This window comes from Capnocytophaga sp. H4358 (assembly GCF_002302515.1).
Taxonomy (GTDB): domain Bacteria; phylum Bacteroidota; class Bacteroidia; order Flavobacteriales; family Flavobacteriaceae; genus Capnocytophaga; species Capnocytophaga canis.
Genome location: NZ_CP022380.1, coordinates 1467232 through 1484397, shown reverse-complemented (window position 1 = coordinate 1484397; position 17166 = coordinate 1467232). Strand labels below are relative to the sequence as shown.

Below are 17166 nucleotides of genomic sequence, written 5' to 3'. Positions count from 1 at the left end.
TTTAATTAAGATTTATTGACCAATTCGGTAAGTTTAGCCTTAGCTCGGTTGAGTTTCACACGGACATTTCCTTCAGAAATCCCCAGTTGCATTGCTATTTCTCTGCCAGAATAATCTTCTAAGTAATAGAAAATAAGAGCTTTATCAATTGGATTTAGTTTTTGTATAGCTTCATACAATTGTTTTATTTGTTGTTCTTTTTCAGAGGAATCTTCCTCAACAATTTTGATTTGTTCCCAATTTTCGTGATTGGAAATAAATCCTCGTTTTTTTTCTGATTTCAAAAATACGATGGCAGTATTCAAAGCCACGCGATACATCCACGTGGAAAAAGAACTCTTTTCTTGGAAAGTTGGGTAGGATTTCCAGAGCTGATACGTAATTTCTTGGAACAGATCTTTTTGGTCGTCAGGGTCATTCATATACATCTTGGCAATTTTGAAAAGTACACTCTTGTGCTTCTGCACCCGTTCCAAAAATTCTTTTTCTAATGCCTTCATCTTTTTTTGATTTCTGTTTGGTTAGTATTTGGTAAATCAAATTTGTTACAAAGAAAATGTTTTTTTTAATTGGAAGAAAGCAATTAGAATAAACTTCTGTGCGCTAATCACTGATACTGTTGACCAAACGCTAATCACAACCTCTGTTGTATATATTAACTTTTTTTTATACTTTTGCGACCGTCTCAAAGGGGTGCTGCGTTTGCGGCTGAGATTATACCCATAGAACTTGGGCTGGTAATGCAGTCTAAGGAAACGAAGTCAATAATAAGTGGCTTGTTTTTGCTTTTTGGGTAGCAGAAACAGGCTTTTTTTATTCATTCCATAAAATAATTACCTCTTTTATTTTGTAAAAATTTCATTTTACTGATGAAAAAATTATTTTTTATGGGAGCGATGAGCCTTATTACTTCGGCTTATGCTCAAACAATTGAGTCTGAAAAAGATTCTATCAATCAGGATGTAATCCAATTGGATGAGGTTTTAGTTTCTGCTGTCCGGGCTGACAGAAAAACGCCTATTGCATTTTCTTCTATCAACAAAAAAGAGTTAGCTAAACGCAATTTAGGACAAGACATTCCTATTTTACTTAATTTTATGCCTTCGGTAGTAACTACCAGTGATGCAGGTAATGGCGTAGGGTACACTGGAATACGAGTTAGAGGAAGTGACGCTACACGTGTGAACGTAACTATCAACGGCATACCCTACAACGACTCGGAGTCACACGGCACGTTTTGGGTGAATATGCCAGATTTTGCATCCAGCGTAGAAAACATTCAATTACAACGTGGAGTTGGCACGTCCACCAACGGTTCAGGAGCGTTTGGAGCAAGTTTGAACATGCTTACAGACGCATCTTCTTATGAATCAAATGCTTTACTATCAACTTCTTACGGAAGCTACAACACTCAAAAGCACACAGCGAAATTCTCTACAGGGTTGATGAATAACACCTTTGAACTTTCAGGACGTTTGTCAAAATTATATTCTGATGGATATATTGATCGTGCTTCCTCAAAATTAAATTCTTACTTCTTACAAGGAGCCTTTGTTGATCAAGGAACTCTTATCAAAGGATTGGTATTTGGTGGAAACGAAAAAACCTATCAGGCGTGGAATGGCGTTGATGAAGACGAAATGAAAAAATACGGTCGCCGTTACAATCCTTCAGGGAAACATAAGGACAACAACGGAAACACTGTTTTCTATGACAACGAAACCGACAACTACAAACAGGATCACGCTCAGCTGCATTGGAATCAACGTTGGAGTAATATGTGGAACACTAATTTTGCGTTGCACTACACCAAAGGTTTCGGATATTATGAAAACTATAAAAAAGACCAAAAACTATCCAAACATGGCATCAAGCCAATTGAGTCAGGAGGCGTAACATCTTCAAAATCAGATTTAATTCGCAGAAAATATTTGGATAACGATTTTTACGGAGCAGTGTTTTCATTGAACTACAAAAATAAAAATTTAGATTTTACCTTCGGAAGTAGTGCCAATCGTTACGTAGGCGATCACTTTGGAGAGATTCTATGGGTTAGAAAACCTGCAAAATATAATTTCAAGCAGGAATACTACCGCGATGATGCTATTAAAACAGAGGCAAACAATTTTTTAAAAGCGACTTACTCTATTGGCAAATGGATTTTCTTTGGAGATTTGCAACTTAGAAACGTAAATTACAAAGCTAACAGTGAGGATACAGGTTTGGTAAATGACTCGTTTGATTTTTTCAATCCGAAGGCAGGCGTAACATATTCATTAAACACTCAAAATCAACTATACATTTCGTATGCGAAAGCTCAACGCGAACCGAATCGTGACGACTACGAAAACGGCAATCCACGCCCAGAAAAACTAAACGATTTTGAAGGAGGATGGCGATTCAAATCTGAAAATATAGCATTGAATATCAATGGATACTACATGCAATATCAAGACCAATTGGTACTAACAGGAGCTTTGAACGATGTAGGAGCTCCAGTGCGTGAAAATAGTGGAAAAAGCTATCGATTGGGCGTAGAAATTGACGCGGTTGTAAAACTCGGAAAATGGCAAATTCAACCGTCAGTAACGCTTAGCCAAAACAAAAATATTGATTTTTACACCAACTTTGACGGAAAGTTAGTGAATTTGGGAAATACGAATATTTCATATTCGCCAAACATAGTGGCTGGAAATGGATTAACATTCAACCCTTTGGAAGGACTACAATTAAGCTTATTCAGCAAATACGTTGGAGAACAATTTATGAGTAACACGGATGCTGACAAATCAAAATTAAATTCTTATTTGATCAATGACCTCAGCATAAATTACCAAATTCCAATGAAAAAATGGGCAAAATCTGTAACCTTTAGCTTATTGGTTAATAATATCCTCAATGAGGAATATATTTCTAATGGATATTATTACACTTACGATGATGATTGGACTACGGTTGGAGTTATCAAAACCATTGAAGCCACAGGTTTTTATCCACAAGCCGAAAGAAATTTCTTGGCTGGAGTAACGGTTTCATTCTAAATATATTTGTATTTTTATAATAATTTTCGGCTTTGTTTCAAAAATGAAACAGAGCCGAATTTTTAGTAAAACATTAGTTGTAAATAAATTACATTCATAATCATCCAATTTTTGTAACAAATTTCATATTTAAATACTAACGGAATAAAATTCAAAAGGAAATGAAAACACCATTAAAGATTTTTCTGCTATTTGTTTGCCAAATCACAGTAGCACAGCAATTCAACAAACAAAAGTTGGATGCTTACCTAACAACTTTGGAGCAACATAACAAGGCAATGGGAAGTTTCGCTATTTCTAAAAATAGTAAAATTATTTACGAAAGATCCATAGGTCTTGCTAATGTCAACACACAACAGAAAGCAACGAACGATACGCGTTATCAAGTTGGATCTATCACTAAAACATTCACTTCCGTATTAGTTCTTAAAGCTATTGAAAATAAGAAATTAGCTATAGAGCAACGTTTGTCTGACTTCTTTCCGAACATACCTAACGCAAATATCATAACCATCCGACAATTACTTTCACATCAAAGCGGTATTTTCAATTTCACATCGGCTGAAGATTATTTCAATTGGCATACCACACAACAGACAAAAGAGCATATGTTAGAAAGAATTGCTTTGTTTGAACCTGCTTTTACACCAGGCAGTAGAACGGAATATAGCAACTCTAACCACGTATTATTGAGTTATATTTTAGAAGAGATCTACAAAAAACCATTGGCATTAATCATTGAGTCTGAAATTGTAAAACCATTGAAGTTGAAAAACACATACTTGGGCGGCGAAGCTAAAACTAATGACGGTGAAGCTACGTCGTATCAATTCGTAAAAGAATGGGTTAAAGAACCTGAAACACACCTATCATTTGTTTCAGGAGCAGGAGCTTTGATTTCTACTCCCACTGATTTGATAACATTTGCCGAATCTCTATTTGACGGAAAATTACTCTCAAAAGAAAGCCTGAAACAGATGCAAACTATAGAAAGAGGATTTGGATTAGGATTATTTACCTATCCGTTTTATGAGCATACAGGATATGGACATTCGGGAGGTATCGATAAATTCGTGTCTGTTATGATATATTTCCCCGAAACGAAGATAGCTTATGCGAGAGTTTTAAACGGAATAACTATGACTGCTAATGACATTGATATAGCGGCACTTAGTGCTGTTTTCGGCAAAGATTTTAAAATTCCCGATTTCACAAAAAAAATATCAGATAAAAACATAGAAGTAGGCTATGAAGGAGTTTATACCTCTGCCGAGACACCTCTGAAAATAACCATATTTAAGAAAGACGGACAGTTAATGGCTCAAGCTACAGGACAATTAGCTTTTCCGTTAACTGAAAAAACAAAAGATATATTTACTTTTCAACCTGCCAATATCGAAATAGAATTCGTCCCCAACGAATATCAATTTATAATAAAACAAAGAGGCACGACAACCGTTTTCCATAAGGAATAAAGAAAAACTATCTGAAAAATCACTCTTTTTCAGATAGTTTTTTCTTGATCTTTCGTGAATTATTTATGCTAAGCTAACCACTTACTCCAAGGAATTCTTGACAAAAAGCAGACAAGCCCTAACGCATAGAAAAGAGCTATTTTACCAAAAGCTCGATTGCTTGTTTTCTGTTTTTTGTGTAATGACCACCCAATGGTAATAAACACAACTCCAATGATAACCATCATCGGGTGCTCCAATAATAGTTGGCGTATGTACGAATTTTTCATAACGCCACCAGCTTTCCAATTTTCGATTAAAGGAGTTACTACGTACAGAATTAATCCTAAAAGCAACTGAAGATGTGAAAAAATCAACGCAAAAAGCCCTATTCTCAAATCTTTAGAGCCATACTCACGTTTAACAAAAAAACCTATTGCTGCATTGATAGTTGCTATCAAAACTGTTGCTAAAACAACATACGCAAAAAGGGAATGAACCTGAAGGAACGTTGAATACATATTGATGAATATTTAGTTTGAGCAAAGATAGGAATTAATTGTGAATTGATGTTTTTTTCAAGTAAGAATTAAATCAAAAAAGTAAACATAAAAATATAATTTACTCATAATAAGACATTTACTTTATCTTTTAAAAAATATTGAAAATTAATATGTAACGTAATATGGCAGATACAAACAAAGTTAGTTTACTAAATCGTGACCTAACTACTTTTAAAACTGTAAATAAAAGACTATGATTGAAAACTTTAAATTTTAATCTCTTAGGATATGGGGATTTTTCAGAGACACTATCCCTCTAAGTGTGTAAGTTAAAAAGTTGGGGTTAAGTTTTTATAGTTTGAGTCTTTGTGCAAATATAAGCATAAATTGGTTCAAGACAATCCCCCAATTTTGGATAGGCATACTCCACTTTTTGGTAGCTTCTCTCAAAGCCAAGAAAACGGACTTTTGCACAGCTTCGTCTGTTGGGAAAGACAGCTTGTTTTTGGTGTATTTCCGAATCTTACCATTCAGATTCTCAATAAGATTGGTTGTGTAAATAATTTTTCTTATCTCTAACGGAAAATCGAAAAATACGGTCAATTCGTCCCAATTGTCATACCAAGATTTGATAGCATAGCCGTATTTTGACTCCCATTTTTGGGCAAAATCTTCCAAAGCAACCTTGGCAGCTTCCTTGTTAGGGGCAGTATAAATGTGTTTCATATCGGCTGTAAATTCTTTTCTGTCTTTGTAAACCACATACTTACAAGCATTCCTAATCTGATGAACCACACATATTTGCGTTTGTGATTGGGGAAAAACCGTGCGAATGGTTTGCGTAAATCCGTTTAAATTATCGGTGGCAGTAATGAGAATATCTTCCACTCCACGAGCCTTTAAATCAGTGAGAACGCTCATCCAAAAGGCGGAACTTTCATTCTTTCCGAGCCACATTCCTAAAACTTCCTTTTTTCCCTCTCGATTCAAGCCCACAGCAAGGTAAATGGTTTTGTTGACAACTTTTGAGTTCTCACGAACTTTAAAAACGATGCCGTCCATCCAAACGATGAGATACAGGTGGTCCAATGGGCGGTTTTGCCAAGAGACCATTTCATTGGTAACCGCATTGGTAATCCTTGATATTGTGGAAGTTGATACTTCAAAGCCGTACATTTCTTGGATTTGTTCTTCGATGTCGCTCACGCTCATTCCTTTGGCATAGAACGATACGATGATGTTTTCCAAACCATCGATAACGTTCTTGCGTTTAGGAACTAACATTGGGTTAAAACTACCGTCTCTATCCCTAGGAACTTGGATTTGTTCTTCGCCAAAGGAAGTTTTTATCTTCTTGGAAGTGTGTCCGTTACGATAATTTCCATCTTTAGTTTTGTCGTGTTTTTCGTTGTCCAAGTGAACGTCGAGTTCGGCATTGAGCATATGTTCCACCGCTTTTTTGTGGAGCTCTTTAAAGAAACCTGTCAAGTCCTCAGCAGTCTTAAATGACTTGTAAAATTCTTTGCTGTTGAGCAATTCTTCCTTGTTAATCATATCTGTTTAAATTATGGGTCAAAAATAGTTAAAAAGTTATTTCCGAAATTTTTTTTGAGCTTTTAAGGGCTCAAAAAATTTCAGAATAACTTTTCAACTTACACAGATTATGGGATACTCCTTTTTCAGAAGTTATATAAGATGATTTTTTATCTTTTTTTATTTTTTTCTGTTCGATGAGTTGTTGTTTTTCTGCACGGATTTTTTCCAATAATACTGATGCTGGTTCGTCTTTGTCGTCTTGCGGTACAAGTTGCCCACGAATGGCAAGGTCAAGTATTTTTTATCTGAGCTGTTGGGTGTTCACTTTTCTAAATTGTTAATTATTAATTGTAAATGGTTAATTCATCATTTATAATTAACCATTAATAAATTATTTGTTGCTTTTCACTTGTTTTTCCAATAGTTCTATTTGTTTGAGGTCTTCCAAATCGGCTTGCTCAGCATCGGCTATTTTTCGTCTTTGGTTAAAATATTCATAGATTTCGCTTGCTGTTTTTTCCATTTGGGCGTTGCTTATAGCCCCTTTACCTTTAAGGAGCTTTTTATCATTAAACTCGATGATTTTATCCACATTTTGTCTCCAAAAATCCATTGTAATGTCTTGTCGGTTTTTAGCACGGAGTTCGGCTGTTTCGAGGAACACGACTACCAAGCGATTGAGGGTATCAATTTCGTCTTCGGTCAGATAATTTTTTGCAGTAAAAATATCTCCTTTTCGCACGATACTTCCTTTCCAAGAGGTAAGCCCCATATTGGGTTTTTCGGTATTGGCTCGGCTTGCCACAATTTCGGCTGTGGTTTGGTGTGTTACGGCATAAAGGAGCTTGTTTTGGGTTTCGGCAAAAAACATTTGCGTAGATTTATCGGTTTTATCATAATCGTTGCTCAATTTAAACAAATCACGCACTTTTTGGTAAAATCGTTTTTCAGAGGCACGAATATCGCGAATACGAGCCAATAATTCATCAAAATAATCGGGGCGTTCATCAGGATTTTTCAGTCGGTCATCATCCATCACAAAACCTTTTATTAAATATTCTTTGAGGTTTCGGTTTGCCCATTGTCGGAACTGCGTACCGCGTTTGCTTCGCACTCGAAAGCCGATAGCTAAAATCATATCTAAACTATAAAAAGTTACCTCATAATTTTTTCCGTCAGAAGCAGTTGTCAAATAATTTTTGACAACTGAATTTTCATTTAATTCATTTTCTTCCAATATGTTAAGTATATGATAACTTATTGTTTGCTTAGAGGTGTCAAAAAGTTCTGCAATTTGACTTTGATTCATCCACACCGAACCATCTCGGGCATAAAGTGCTAATTTAGCCTTGCCGTCTTGGGTCTTGTAAATGATGATATTTTGTTGTTCCATAACTTTTTTTAATTGTTCATTTAATCATTAACCATTATTTTTCATTTCGTTCATTACCAAATGTTGTAATTCTTCTTTTGGCAATAAAAATTGATAGTCCGAAACGCCTATGGGCTTGGCAATGTCTTGCAAGGCGATTTCCACATCCAAATGGTCTTTATCTGCACAAAGGATAATGCCAATAGAAGGATTTTCGTTTTCGCCTTTTTCTAATCTATCTAAAAGAGAAAGGTAAAAATTCATTTTTCCTACATATTCGGGTTTGAAACTTCCTATTTTCAGCTCTATGGCTACCAAAGATTGTAACCCTCTATGGAAAAAAAGCATATCTACAAAATATTCCTTTTGGTTGTATTCCAATCGGTATTGATTGCCTATAAACGAAAAACCTTTGCCTAATTCTAATATAAAAGAACGAATTTTTTCGGTCAATCTTTTTTCTAATTCTTGCTCTTTTATGGGTTCAGTAATTCCTAAAAATGCTAAATTGTAGGAGCTTTTAAATACTTCATTGGCATATTCGGCACTTATTTTAGGAAGTGTGGTAGCAAAATTGTTGGTAGGCAATTGTTTTGTTGTATGTGTATAGGTGTCCATTTTTATAGCATTGAGCAACAAATCTCTCGACCATCCTTTTGTAATCACTTCATTAGCGTAAAATGCCACAGCTTCTAAGGATTCTACCTTACTTAAAAGCAGTAAATTATGTCCCCAAGGCAAAACTGCGACAGAGCGTCGCAGTTTTTCATCTGCCTGATAATAACGCTCATAGAAGCGTTTCATATCCCATAAGTTTCGTGGCGAAAATCCCATATCAGGAAATTCGTTTTTTAAATCAACTGAGAGTTGTTTCACCACGGCACTGCCATAGCCTTCTGCCAATTGCCTTTCTGATAAGATTTTTCCCAAATTCCAATACACCGAATTGGCAGCACTATTTACCTGCTGAGCAATAATGGTGCGTGTGGTGTGAATTTGGCTAATGGCTTGGCTCAGTATCTCGCGATATTCCGTAGTATTTGTCAGTTCTTTACTCATAACATTTGTTGTAATCATTAAACATTAACAATTAAGCATTAATCCTTAATCATTAACTTCAATTTTTCTACTGCCGACACAATATTGGTAGCTTTTTCTTCGATATTTTCAAGTAGTTCATCAAGGGGAATGTCTTCGATTTCTTCGCCTTGTTTGAGCCAAGAGACGTCCAAGCTAGTTTTATCGCGTGCTATAATTTCTTCTATGGTGTATTTTCGCCATCGTCCTTGCGGATTTTCAGCCGAATAGGTTTCTTTTCGCTTGCTGAAATCGTCTTCGCAATAGCATTCGATAAACTCCTGAAAATGTTCGTATTTCAAAGGATTGGTTTTCCCAAAATTCGGCATATTGCTTCGCAGGTCGTAAATCCAAACTTCTTTGGTATTGTTTTTTTCGGTTTTACCTTTGGTAAAAAATAGCACATTGGTTTTCACGCCTTGGGCATAGAAAATCCCTGTAGGCAGACGCAAAATAGTGTGCAAATTGCACTTGTCCATTAGGTCTTTACGGATTTTTTCGCCGTCGTTGTCTACAAACAAAACATTATCGGGCAATACGACACCTGCACGACCATTCACATTCAAACTTCGGTAGATATGTTGCAAGAAGTTGAGCTGTTTATTAGAAGTCGGAAAGGTTAAATCGTCGCGAGTAGCTCTTTCACCACCTTTCTTTGTACCAAAGGGCGGATTGGTCAGTACCACATCAAAACCTGTCATTTTTTTACCTTCGGAAGAAAGCGTATCACCCAATTTTATATCGCCCTTGATGTCGTGGAGCATCGCATTCATCAGTGCCAAGCGGTGCGTTTCGTGTACGAGTTCGCCCCCTGTAAAGGCTTCATTGATTTGAAAATTTTGCTCTTCTTCGGACAAATCGAAAAGGTCATCGGTCTGATTTTTAATATGTCGGTCGGCGGCAATCATAAATCCGAAAGTTCCGCAGGCAGGGTCGTTGCATCGCTCACCCGCTTTTGGGTTAATTAGCTCGGTAATGACATCAATCAGCACACGCGGGGTGAAATATTGCCCCGCTCCCGATTTCTTTTCGTTGGCGTTTTTCTCCAAAAGTCCTTCGTACAAGTTGCCCAAGCCCTCTTCCTTAGCAGAATACCAATCGAGTTCGTCAATGGTTTTGATGATTTTTTCAAGATTTTTAGGCTCTTCAATATTCGATTTTGCACCGCCATAAATTTCGCGTATGCGTCCCGTACATTCTTCGCTCAAATGCTCCAAAAGTTCTTTGTAAAACTTTTTCAGGGGGATGCCGTCTTGTTTTACGAGTTTGTCCCAACGGTACAGCTCAGGAATTTCCTTTTCGGTATCGGTTTCCTTTGCCATTTTTAGGAACAGAATATAAGTCAGTTCCGTTACATACTGATGATAGGTGATGCCATCATCTCTTAATACATTACATAAAGCCCACAGCTTCGATACGATTTCTTGGTTGTTCACGGGGTAATTGTTAATTATTAATGGTTAATTGTAAATTGTTAGTTGTATTCATCTCCGAAATTGAGTTTTAGTATATTTTTCTCTGCTTTTTTCCTTGTATTTATTCATTTGTTGGATATGTGAATATCTTTAATAAATCATCAAACAATACTTTAAAACAAAAAAGTGAACCTAATAAAATAGGTAAAACAACTAAATTTTTTCCAAATTCTAATCTAAAACTTCTGATATTCATTTCATAATAAAATTCTGGTATGATAAAAATTATTATGACAGAAATAACTTCAAAATATATAGAAGCCTTATACAAGTACATTATCCTATGCAACTCTGTTTCATAATTTTTAATTTTTCTATCGTAAAGTAATTTTTTTAATTTGGAATTAAAAACTAACGAAAAAGATGTTATTTTGAAACCTATCATAATTGATAAAAAAGTAATAATATCTGAATAACCATCAAATGAAAATGGAATAACAAAATATCCTAATAATATAGATGTTATTATTATAATTATCAATTTTTGTTTGTCTTTTCCTTTCATTATATACTTTTTAATAGGTTATTCAATACATCTTCTGAATCAAACTTTCCATTTGATTTTCTCTTGCAATTAATTTCAGTTAACTTCACAAAATTATGTTGATTATATACAAAGTTAAAATTATTTTCGTCTGTACCTTTAATAACTAATGACGAAGAATTTGTTCCTCGTTTGTTTAGTAATTTTTTTAAAAAATTGATATTGAGAAAGTTGTTGGAATAATGAGCAGTTATTTTAAATTTTTCAGGAGCATCAGTTCCTGTCAAATCTTTTAAAGCTTTTCTTTGCTCATTATCATTGAATAAATTATTCACATCTGTAAAACTTATTTCTGATACAGATTTTAGAGTTTTGATAAATTCATCTTGAGTTTTTAAATGACACTATCCCTCTAAGTGTGTAAGTTAAAAAGTTGGGGTTAAGTTTTTATAGTTTGAGTCTTTGTGCAAATATAAGCATAAATTGGTTCAAGACAATCCCCCAATTTTGGATAGGCATACTCCACTTTTTGGTAGCTTCTCTCAAAGCCAAGAAAACGGACTTTTGCACAGCTTCGTCTGTTGGGAAAGACAGCTTGTTTTTGGTGTATTTCCGAATCTTACCATTCAGATTCTCAATAAGATTGGTTGTGTAAATAATTTTTCTTATCTCTAACGGAAAATCGAAAAATACGGTCAATTCGTCCCAATTGTCATACCAAGATTTGATAGCATAGCCGTATTTTGACTCCCATTTTTGGGCAAAATCTTCCAAAGCAACCTTGGCAGCTTCCTTGTTAGGGGCAGTATAGATGTGTTTCATATCGGCTGTAAATTCTTTTCTGTCTTTGTAAACCACATACTTACAAGCATTCCTAATCTGATGAACCACACATATTTGCGTTTGTGATTGGGGAAAAACCGTGCGAATGGTTTGCGTAAATCCGTTTAAATTATCGGTGGCAGTAATGAGAATATCTTCCACTCCACGAGCCTTTAAATCAGTGAGAACGCTCATCCAAAAGGCGGAACTTTCATTCTTTCCGAGCCACATTCCTAAAACTTCCTTTTTTCCCTCTCGATTCAAGCCCACAGCAAGGTAAATGGTTTTGTTGACAACTTTTGAGTTCTCACGAACTTTAAAAACGATGCCGTCCATCCAAACAATCAGATACAGCTCGTCCAACGGGCGGTTCTGCCAAGCGACCATTTCATTGGTAACCGCATTGGTAATCCTTGATATTGTGGAAGTTGATACTTCAAAGCCGTACATTTCTTGGATTTGTTCTTCGATGTCGCTCACGCTCATTCCTTTGGCATAGAACGATACGATGATGTTTTCCAAACCATCGATAACGTTCTTGCGTTTAGGGACTAACATTGGGTTAAAACTACCGTCTCTATCCCTAGGAACTTGGATTTGTTCTTCGCCAAAGGAAGTTTTTATCTTCTTGGAAGTGTGTCCGTTACGATAATTTCCATCTTTAGTTTTGTCGTGTTTTTCGTTGTCCAAGTGAACGTCGAGTTCGGCATTGAGCATATGTTCCACCGCTTTTTTGTGGAGCTCTTTAAAGAAACCTGTCAAGTCCTCAGCAGTCTTAAATGACTTGTAAAATTCTTTGCTGTTGAGCAATTCTTCCTTGTTAATCATATCTGTTTAAATTATGGGTCAAAAATAGTTAAAAAGTTATTTCCGAAATTTTTTTTGAGCTTTTAAGGGCTCAAAAAATTTCAGAATAACTTTTCAACTTACACAGATTATGGGATACTCCTTTAAATTGTTTTTTCACAATAAATTTTTTATCAAGTTTTTGTGATAAAATTTCATTTATAAACTTCATTTTTTTTATGTTTGAAACGTATAAAATATTATTTTGATAGTGATATAATATAAATAATTGACTTGTAAGCTCTACTTCATCATCTTCTCTTTTGTTTGGTAGTTTATTACCTGTAATTATGTTAGTAAGATTCTCATCTTTTGGCATAGGATTACCATAATCTATATTAATCCATATATAATCAGAATGCTTTGAAACGATTATTTCGTAGAATATTTCATTGTGCAAAATATGAAAATAATCTTCTAATTTATCGAAGGTGTTTTCATTGATTGTTTTAAATCTTTCAATTCCATTATTAGCTTCCTCTATCAGTTGCAAGAAATAAAATGATAGTTTATCAGACATAATTTTTGTATTTTATATATTTTCAATATTTTTTCTCTACAATCCTGTAAAACTATTAATCATTAATCATTTATAATTAACAATTTACAATTATAAATGTTTTTTCTTCGTGGTTTTTAATATTTTTGTGATTATTTTTATGATTTCAACAGCATCGTTATTTATGCTTTCATATTCAGTTTTATTGATATATTCAGTTGCAAATAACAATTCTAACCAATATAACACTTCGTTAATTTCCTTCTGAGCAACGGAAAGTTTATGAACAAAATCATTGGTAGATTCAGAATGCTCTGCCTCTCGTACCATTGCCCCTACACTCGTGCCACTTCTTAATAATTGTTTAGACAAAACAAATTCCTTCTTGCTATCTTGTAAATATTGATAAAGTTTTACAATACGAATAGCAAAAGCAAAACTTTTCTCTTTTATAATATTCTCTTTCATTTACAATTAACAATTTATAATTTACAATTAAACAACAAAAAGATATTCCTTCAGCTCATCTACGATTTCATCTAACTGATTTTTAAAGGCTTTGTTTATTTTTTCGTAGCCACCTTCGTTTTTGAATGCTCCCGTGTTAAAACTTTCGTGGTCGATGAATTGTTCTTTGACGAGGTGTTTTTCGATGCGGTCGAGCCATTTTTCTTCAATTTTCGTGAATTGACGATGGTTTTTGAGTTTCTTAAACGCATTTTCTAAGCGAACGGAATAATCCACCAAAGCACTGCCCAACGCCAAAGTACGAACGATACCGATAATATCCGTGGTGATGTCCACATTTTTGGCTTTGTTCCAAGCGTGGTTGATTTCCCTGATGGAATAGCCCGCCTGTTCCATTTCCAATCGGAGGCTTTTCAGTTCGTTGCGTGTCAGTTCCTTAGGTCGGGAGCAGAGGATGCTGAGAGCGGCTATTCGGTTCTGATTTTCCGTGATAAAAGTTCTGAAGGCTTCGATGTAATCCTCGGGGCGTTGTTCCGCTCCGCCGTAGCCTTGGTAGCGTTCGGCAACTTGGTCGGTTTTATCACTGATGATTTTGTATTGATTTGATTTTGATTTGGAATGAAACAAAAATTCAATCGCTTTTTTATGGTTTTGGATAAAGATTTTTACCTCATCAATGGGTTGTTCTTTCAGTTCTCGGATAAACTCTTGTGGTGTTGTTTTCTGTAAATTAAGGAAATAATCTTCGTCTTGTTTTACAATATTTTTTACTCGTCTTTGCAATCTTCCAATGAGCTGATTTACATATTTTTTCACCGAAGAAGTCTCGCCGTTGTGGTTAATTCCATCGATAATATCCTCAAAAGAGGCAGACGGATTGGTAGCTACGGGCGTCATTTTTGTAAAATCTACAATGCTTTCAAAAACGCCCACAGGGTCGTAAATTTCAAAATTTTCTTTATTAATTTTCGGACAAAGACGCGTGGCTCTCCCTAACATTTGTTCAAACAAAATCCTTGATTTCACACGGCGTAAAAACACCAACGAGGTGATTTCAGGCACATCAATTCCTGTGGTGAGCAAATCCACCGTAACGGCAATGTTCGGATATTTTTCGTTCTTGAATTGCTTGATGGCTTCCAAGACGCGTTTTTTTCCACCCATCGAGTCATTTGCTGTGATTTTTTTAATTGCATCATTATCAATACCTTGCTCGGCATAAATTTCTTTGAGAATTTTTACGATGAGGTCGGCGTGTTGGTCATCTACGGCAAAAATCAGCGTTTTTCCTTGTCCTTCAGGGTCGAGGTCTTGGGTGATTTCGTTGAGTACCACTCGGTTAAAATCTTCTACAATGATTTTTTTATTAAATTGTTCGATGTCAAAATCGAGTTCGTCTTCAATTTCTGAAAAATCGGTAATTTCATTTTTTTCAGGGTCAAAAATTTGAATAGTATCTCCTTTTTGGTAATGAATGCCTTCTTTTCGCAATTGCGTAATGATTTGATGCGGAAGATTATAATCCACTAAAAATCCGTCTAATACCGCCTCACGGTACGAGTATTCAAATACCGGTTTTCCGAAAATTTCGGTAGTATGGAGGGCAGGGGTAGCGGTAACGGCGATTTTCACGGCATCGAAATAGTCAATTACGCTTCTGTATTTGCTGATAAAATCGTCCTGATTGCGGAACTCCAATTCATCGTCAGCCATCTCTTTATCAAGGGTATAGCCTCGATGGGCTTCGTCGATGATAATCAAATCATAATCGGAAACCGACGGGACATTTTCGCCTTCGTTGTACAAAATCCGTTTGACCATCGCCTGCACCGTACTCAAGTGAATTTTGGTTTCTCGCTCGATAGTTTTATCTTCCAATCCTTTGATATTGTAGATATTTGCTAAGGTTTGCAAATCTTCCAATCGAACTTCTTTGAATACATCGTGTGCTTGTTCGCCGAGCGAGGTTCTATCCACTAGAAACAAAATGCGTTTGAAGCGTTGGGTTTTTAAAAAACGATATATCATCGCCAAAAGGGTACGCGTTTTTCCTGTGCCAGTTGCCATTGAAAGTAAAATTGACGATTTGCCTTTAAGTAATTCTCTTTCAGTGGTTTCTACGGCTTTTATTTGGTATTCACGCAAGTTGAGTCCGTCCTTGTCTCTTAACAAATTGTAAGGCGTTTCGGCGAGTTTTTGGTTGGCTTTTTCGATGTCTTTTTCCAAATCTTCCAATAAGCCTTGCGGACTTTTCCAACTTTGTAACGCCTTGGGAATGTTATCATTTCGGCGTGTGTCCAAAAACCAAATACCCGATTTGGTCTCCAATTGCTTTAAATATTTTCTGCCGTTGGTGGCAAAGACAAAAGGCACTTGATAAGCTCCCCATTGGGAAATAATGTATTCAGAATGTTCTGATTTGATGTGTGTTGCATAATCCTTACACTGATTGGTGATGATAGCGGAAATGTCTTTGTGTTCAGGCTTGGCTTCTACAATTCCGACTAATTTCAAACCTGCAAATAGGGCATAATCGGCGTTGCCTTTATCGGTGGGAAATTCGGCAATAGCGATGTTTTTTCCTTTTTTAGGGCGAACGCCTTGCGAATATGTAAGGTGAATAGAATCCGCTTCCCAACCCGCTTCATTGAGTTGAGCATCAATGATTTTTCGCGTTTCCGCTTCGGAAAGGCTGAGCTGTCCTGCGTATTTTTGCGATTTTTTCACGCGTTCTTTTTGTGCCGATAAAAATTCTTTGGATTGGCTTTCTTCTAAATATTCTTTCTGTTTTTGAAGTTCAAATAATTGCTTTTGAAGGGTCTCAATCTGTTTTTCCTGGGATTCTTTTTCCGTTTTCAAATCTTCTACGGAAATGGTATTTTTTTCGGGCAATACAAATTCCGAATGTCCTTTGGTACCCTCGCCATACGACAACGCAAACCAACGAGCCAATTGGTAAGCCATTCTAAGCAAAGTTTCGGCAGATTTTTGCGAGGCGTACACCGAATGTACAGCATCGTTTCCTTTGAGTCGAAGTTGATGAAAAAGATCGGCGATGATAGGCTCTATAATGCCTTCTTTTTTGAGCGTATTGATTTTAGTAGCCTGATTTCCCTCATACGGTAACTGAATATGCTCAATCTGATAAATTTCATTAATCATCACTTCGCTAAACTGCCGAAGTTTAAACATACAAGTATTGGGGTCGGAATAGAGATTTTTTTCAGATAAATAGGCGATATTGTATAGTAAATTATGATCTTCTTGTAAAAAAATAAAATTTGAGTTCATAGTTTTATTTTTGAGCGGTTAATTCAGAAGAACTTCCCATAATGTAAATTTATCGGAAGTAAAGCCACAAAAGTACAAATTATTTGAATAAAATCCTTTTGAGAAATATAATTTTTTGTCGATATGAAAGCTACTTTTCTAACTATAAAAATCTTTCTGAAATACACCCCAAAACAAATAAGTTTAACAAAAACAATCGGGTTATTAATTACTTTCTATATTTCAAATTTTAAGAGATACGTTTTATAGTAACTCAAAAGCAAACAGTATAACTAACTATCAATTAGAATTATAAAAA

The 17166-nt window shown here is 35.5% G+C and carries 14 protein-coding genes and 1 riboswitch; of the genes, 2 read left to right on the top strand and 12 right to left on the bottom strand.

What is annotated here, in order from left to right:
* Positions 1-5: 5 nt before the first annotated feature.
* Positions 6-500, bottom strand: coding sequence for an RNA polymerase sigma factor (locus tag CGC49_RS06395; protein ID WP_042005451.1), 495 nt, complete (start codon positions 498-500; stop codon positions 6-8).
* A 179-nt stretch (positions 501-679) separates the two neighbouring features.
* Positions 680-772, top strand: a riboswitch (TPP riboswitch).
* A gap of 97 nt (positions 773-869) precedes the next feature.
* Here CGC49_RS06395 and CGC49_RS06390 point away from each other — a divergent pair.
* Both CGC49_RS06390 and CGC49_RS06385 read left to right on the top strand, forming a co-directional pair.
* The gene (locus CGC49_RS06390; RefSeq protein ID WP_095912163.1) at positions 870-3041 is read left to right on the top strand and encodes a TonB-dependent receptor; all 2172 of its coding nucleotides are present in this window, start codon (positions 870-872) and stop codon (positions 3039-3041) included.
* A 161-nt stretch (positions 3042-3202) separates the two neighbouring features.
* Positions 3203-4516, top strand: coding sequence for a serine hydrolase (locus CGC49_RS06385; RefSeq protein WP_095912162.1), 1314 nt, complete (start codon positions 3203-3205; stop codon positions 4514-4516).
* Between the two features lie 68 nt (positions 4517-4584).
* Here the strand turns inward: CGC49_RS06385 and CGC49_RS06380 are convergent, their stop codons facing one another.
* The 11 genes from CGC49_RS06380 to hsdR all read right to left on the bottom strand — a co-directional run bounded on the left by CGC49_RS06380 (position 4585) and on the right by hsdR (position 16868).
* Entirely contained in the window at positions 4585-5016 is a 432-nt protein-coding gene (locus CGC49_RS06380; protein WP_042005449.1) for a hypothetical protein, read from the bottom strand.
* A 333-nt stretch (positions 5017-5349) separates the two neighbouring features.
* Complete coding sequence (locus CGC49_RS06375) at positions 5350-6552, bottom strand: IS256 family transposase (RefSeq protein WP_095912161.1); 1203 nt, start codon at positions 6550-6552, stop codon at positions 5350-5352.
* A gap of 373 nt (positions 6553-6925) precedes the next feature.
* Positions 6926-7927: a RhuM family protein gene (gene rhuM / locus CGC49_RS06365; RefSeq protein ID WP_095912160.1), complete on the bottom strand. Its 1002-nt coding sequence runs from the start codon at positions 7925-7927 to the stop codon at positions 6926-6928.
* A gap of 27 nt (positions 7928-7954) precedes the next feature.
* A complete protein-coding gene (locus CGC49_RS06360) occupies positions 7955-8965 on the bottom strand; it encodes a YhcG family protein (protein ID WP_095912719.1) in 1011 nt (336 codons plus the stop codon).
* Between the two features lie 38 nt (positions 8966-9003).
* Positions 9004-10419, bottom strand: a complete 1416-nt coding sequence (locus CGC49_RS06355) for a type I restriction-modification system subunit M (RefSeq protein WP_095912159.1) — start codon at positions 10417-10419, stop codon at positions 9004-9006.
* A 100-nt stretch (positions 10420-10519) separates the two neighbouring features.
* On the bottom strand, positions 10520-10963 hold the full coding sequence (locus tag CGC49_RS06350) for a hypothetical protein (RefSeq protein ID WP_095893750.1): 444 nt from the start codon (positions 10961-10963) through the stop codon (positions 10520-10522).
* Positions 10963-11277: a hypothetical protein gene (locus tag CGC49_RS06345; RefSeq protein WP_095912158.1), complete on the bottom strand. Its 315-nt coding sequence runs from the start codon at positions 11275-11277 to the stop codon at positions 10963-10965. The genes CGC49_RS06350 and CGC49_RS06345 overlap by 1 nt, the downstream gene beginning before the upstream one ends.
* A gap of 112 nt (positions 11278-11389) precedes the next feature.
* Positions 11390-12592, bottom strand: a complete 1203-nt coding sequence (locus CGC49_RS06340; protein WP_095893597.1) for an IS256 family transposase — start codon at positions 12590-12592, stop codon at positions 11390-11392.
* Positions 12593-12662: 70 nt separating this feature from the next.
* Entirely contained in the window at positions 12663-13130 is a 468-nt protein-coding gene (locus tag CGC49_RS06335; RefSeq protein WP_095912157.1) for a hypothetical protein, read from the bottom strand.
* 90 nt (positions 13131-13220) lie between these two features.
* Complete coding sequence (locus CGC49_RS06330; protein ID WP_095912156.1) at positions 13221-13577, bottom strand: four helix bundle protein; 357 nt, start codon at positions 13575-13577, stop codon at positions 13221-13223.
* 27 nt (positions 13578-13604) lie between these two features.
* On the bottom strand, positions 13605-16868 hold the full coding sequence (hsdR, locus tag CGC49_RS06325) for a type I restriction-modification system endonuclease (RefSeq protein WP_095912155.1): 3264 nt from the start codon (positions 16866-16868) through the stop codon (positions 13605-13607).
* Positions 16869-17166 lie beyond the last annotated feature (298 nt).

Bases quoted from the DNA above. Each gene is read 5' to 3' on its own strand.
- CGC49_RS06395 (WP_042005451.1), bottom strand. From the start codon at position 500: ATGAAGGCATTAGAAAAAGAATTTTTGGAACGGGTGCAGAAGCACAAG.
- hsdR (WP_095912155.1), bottom strand. From the start codon at position 16,868: ATGAACTCAAATTTTATTTTTTTACAAGAAGATCATAATTTACTATAC.
- CGC49_RS06385 (WP_095912162.1), top strand. From the start codon at position 3,203: ATGAAAACACCATTAAAGATTTTTCTGCTATTTGTTTGCCAAATCACA.
- CGC49_RS06350 (WP_095893750.1), bottom strand. From the start codon at position 10,963: ATGAAAGGAAAAGACAAACAAAAATTGATAATTATAATAATAACATCT.
- CGC49_RS06380 (WP_042005449.1), bottom strand. From the start codon at position 5,016: ATGTATTCAACGTTCCTTCAGGTTCATTCCCTTTTTGCGTATGTTGTT.
- CGC49_RS06360 (WP_095912719.1), bottom strand. From the start codon at position 8,965: ATGAGTAAAGAACTGACAAATACTACGGAATATCGCGAGATACTGAGC.
- rhuM (WP_095912160.1), bottom strand. From the start codon at position 7,927: ATGGAACAACAAAATATCATCATTTACAAGACCCAAGACGGCAAGGCT.
- CGC49_RS06375 (WP_095912161.1), bottom strand. From the start codon at position 6,552: ATGATTAACAAGGAAGAATTGCTCAACAGCAAAGAATTTTACAAGTCA.
- CGC49_RS06335 (WP_095912157.1), bottom strand. From the start codon at position 13,130: ATGTCTGATAAACTATCATTTTATTTCTTGCAACTGATAGAGGAAGCT.
- CGC49_RS06330 (WP_095912156.1), bottom strand. From the start codon at position 13,577: ATGAAAGAGAATATTATAAAAGAGAAAAGTTTTGCTTTTGCTATTCGT.
- CGC49_RS06390 (WP_095912163.1), top strand. From the start codon at position 870: ATGAAAAAATTATTTTTTATGGGAGCGATGAGCCTTATTACTTCGGCT.
- CGC49_RS06340 (WP_095893597.1), bottom strand. From the start codon at position 12,592: ATGATTAACAAGGAAGAATTGCTCAACAGCAAAGAATTTTACAAGTCA.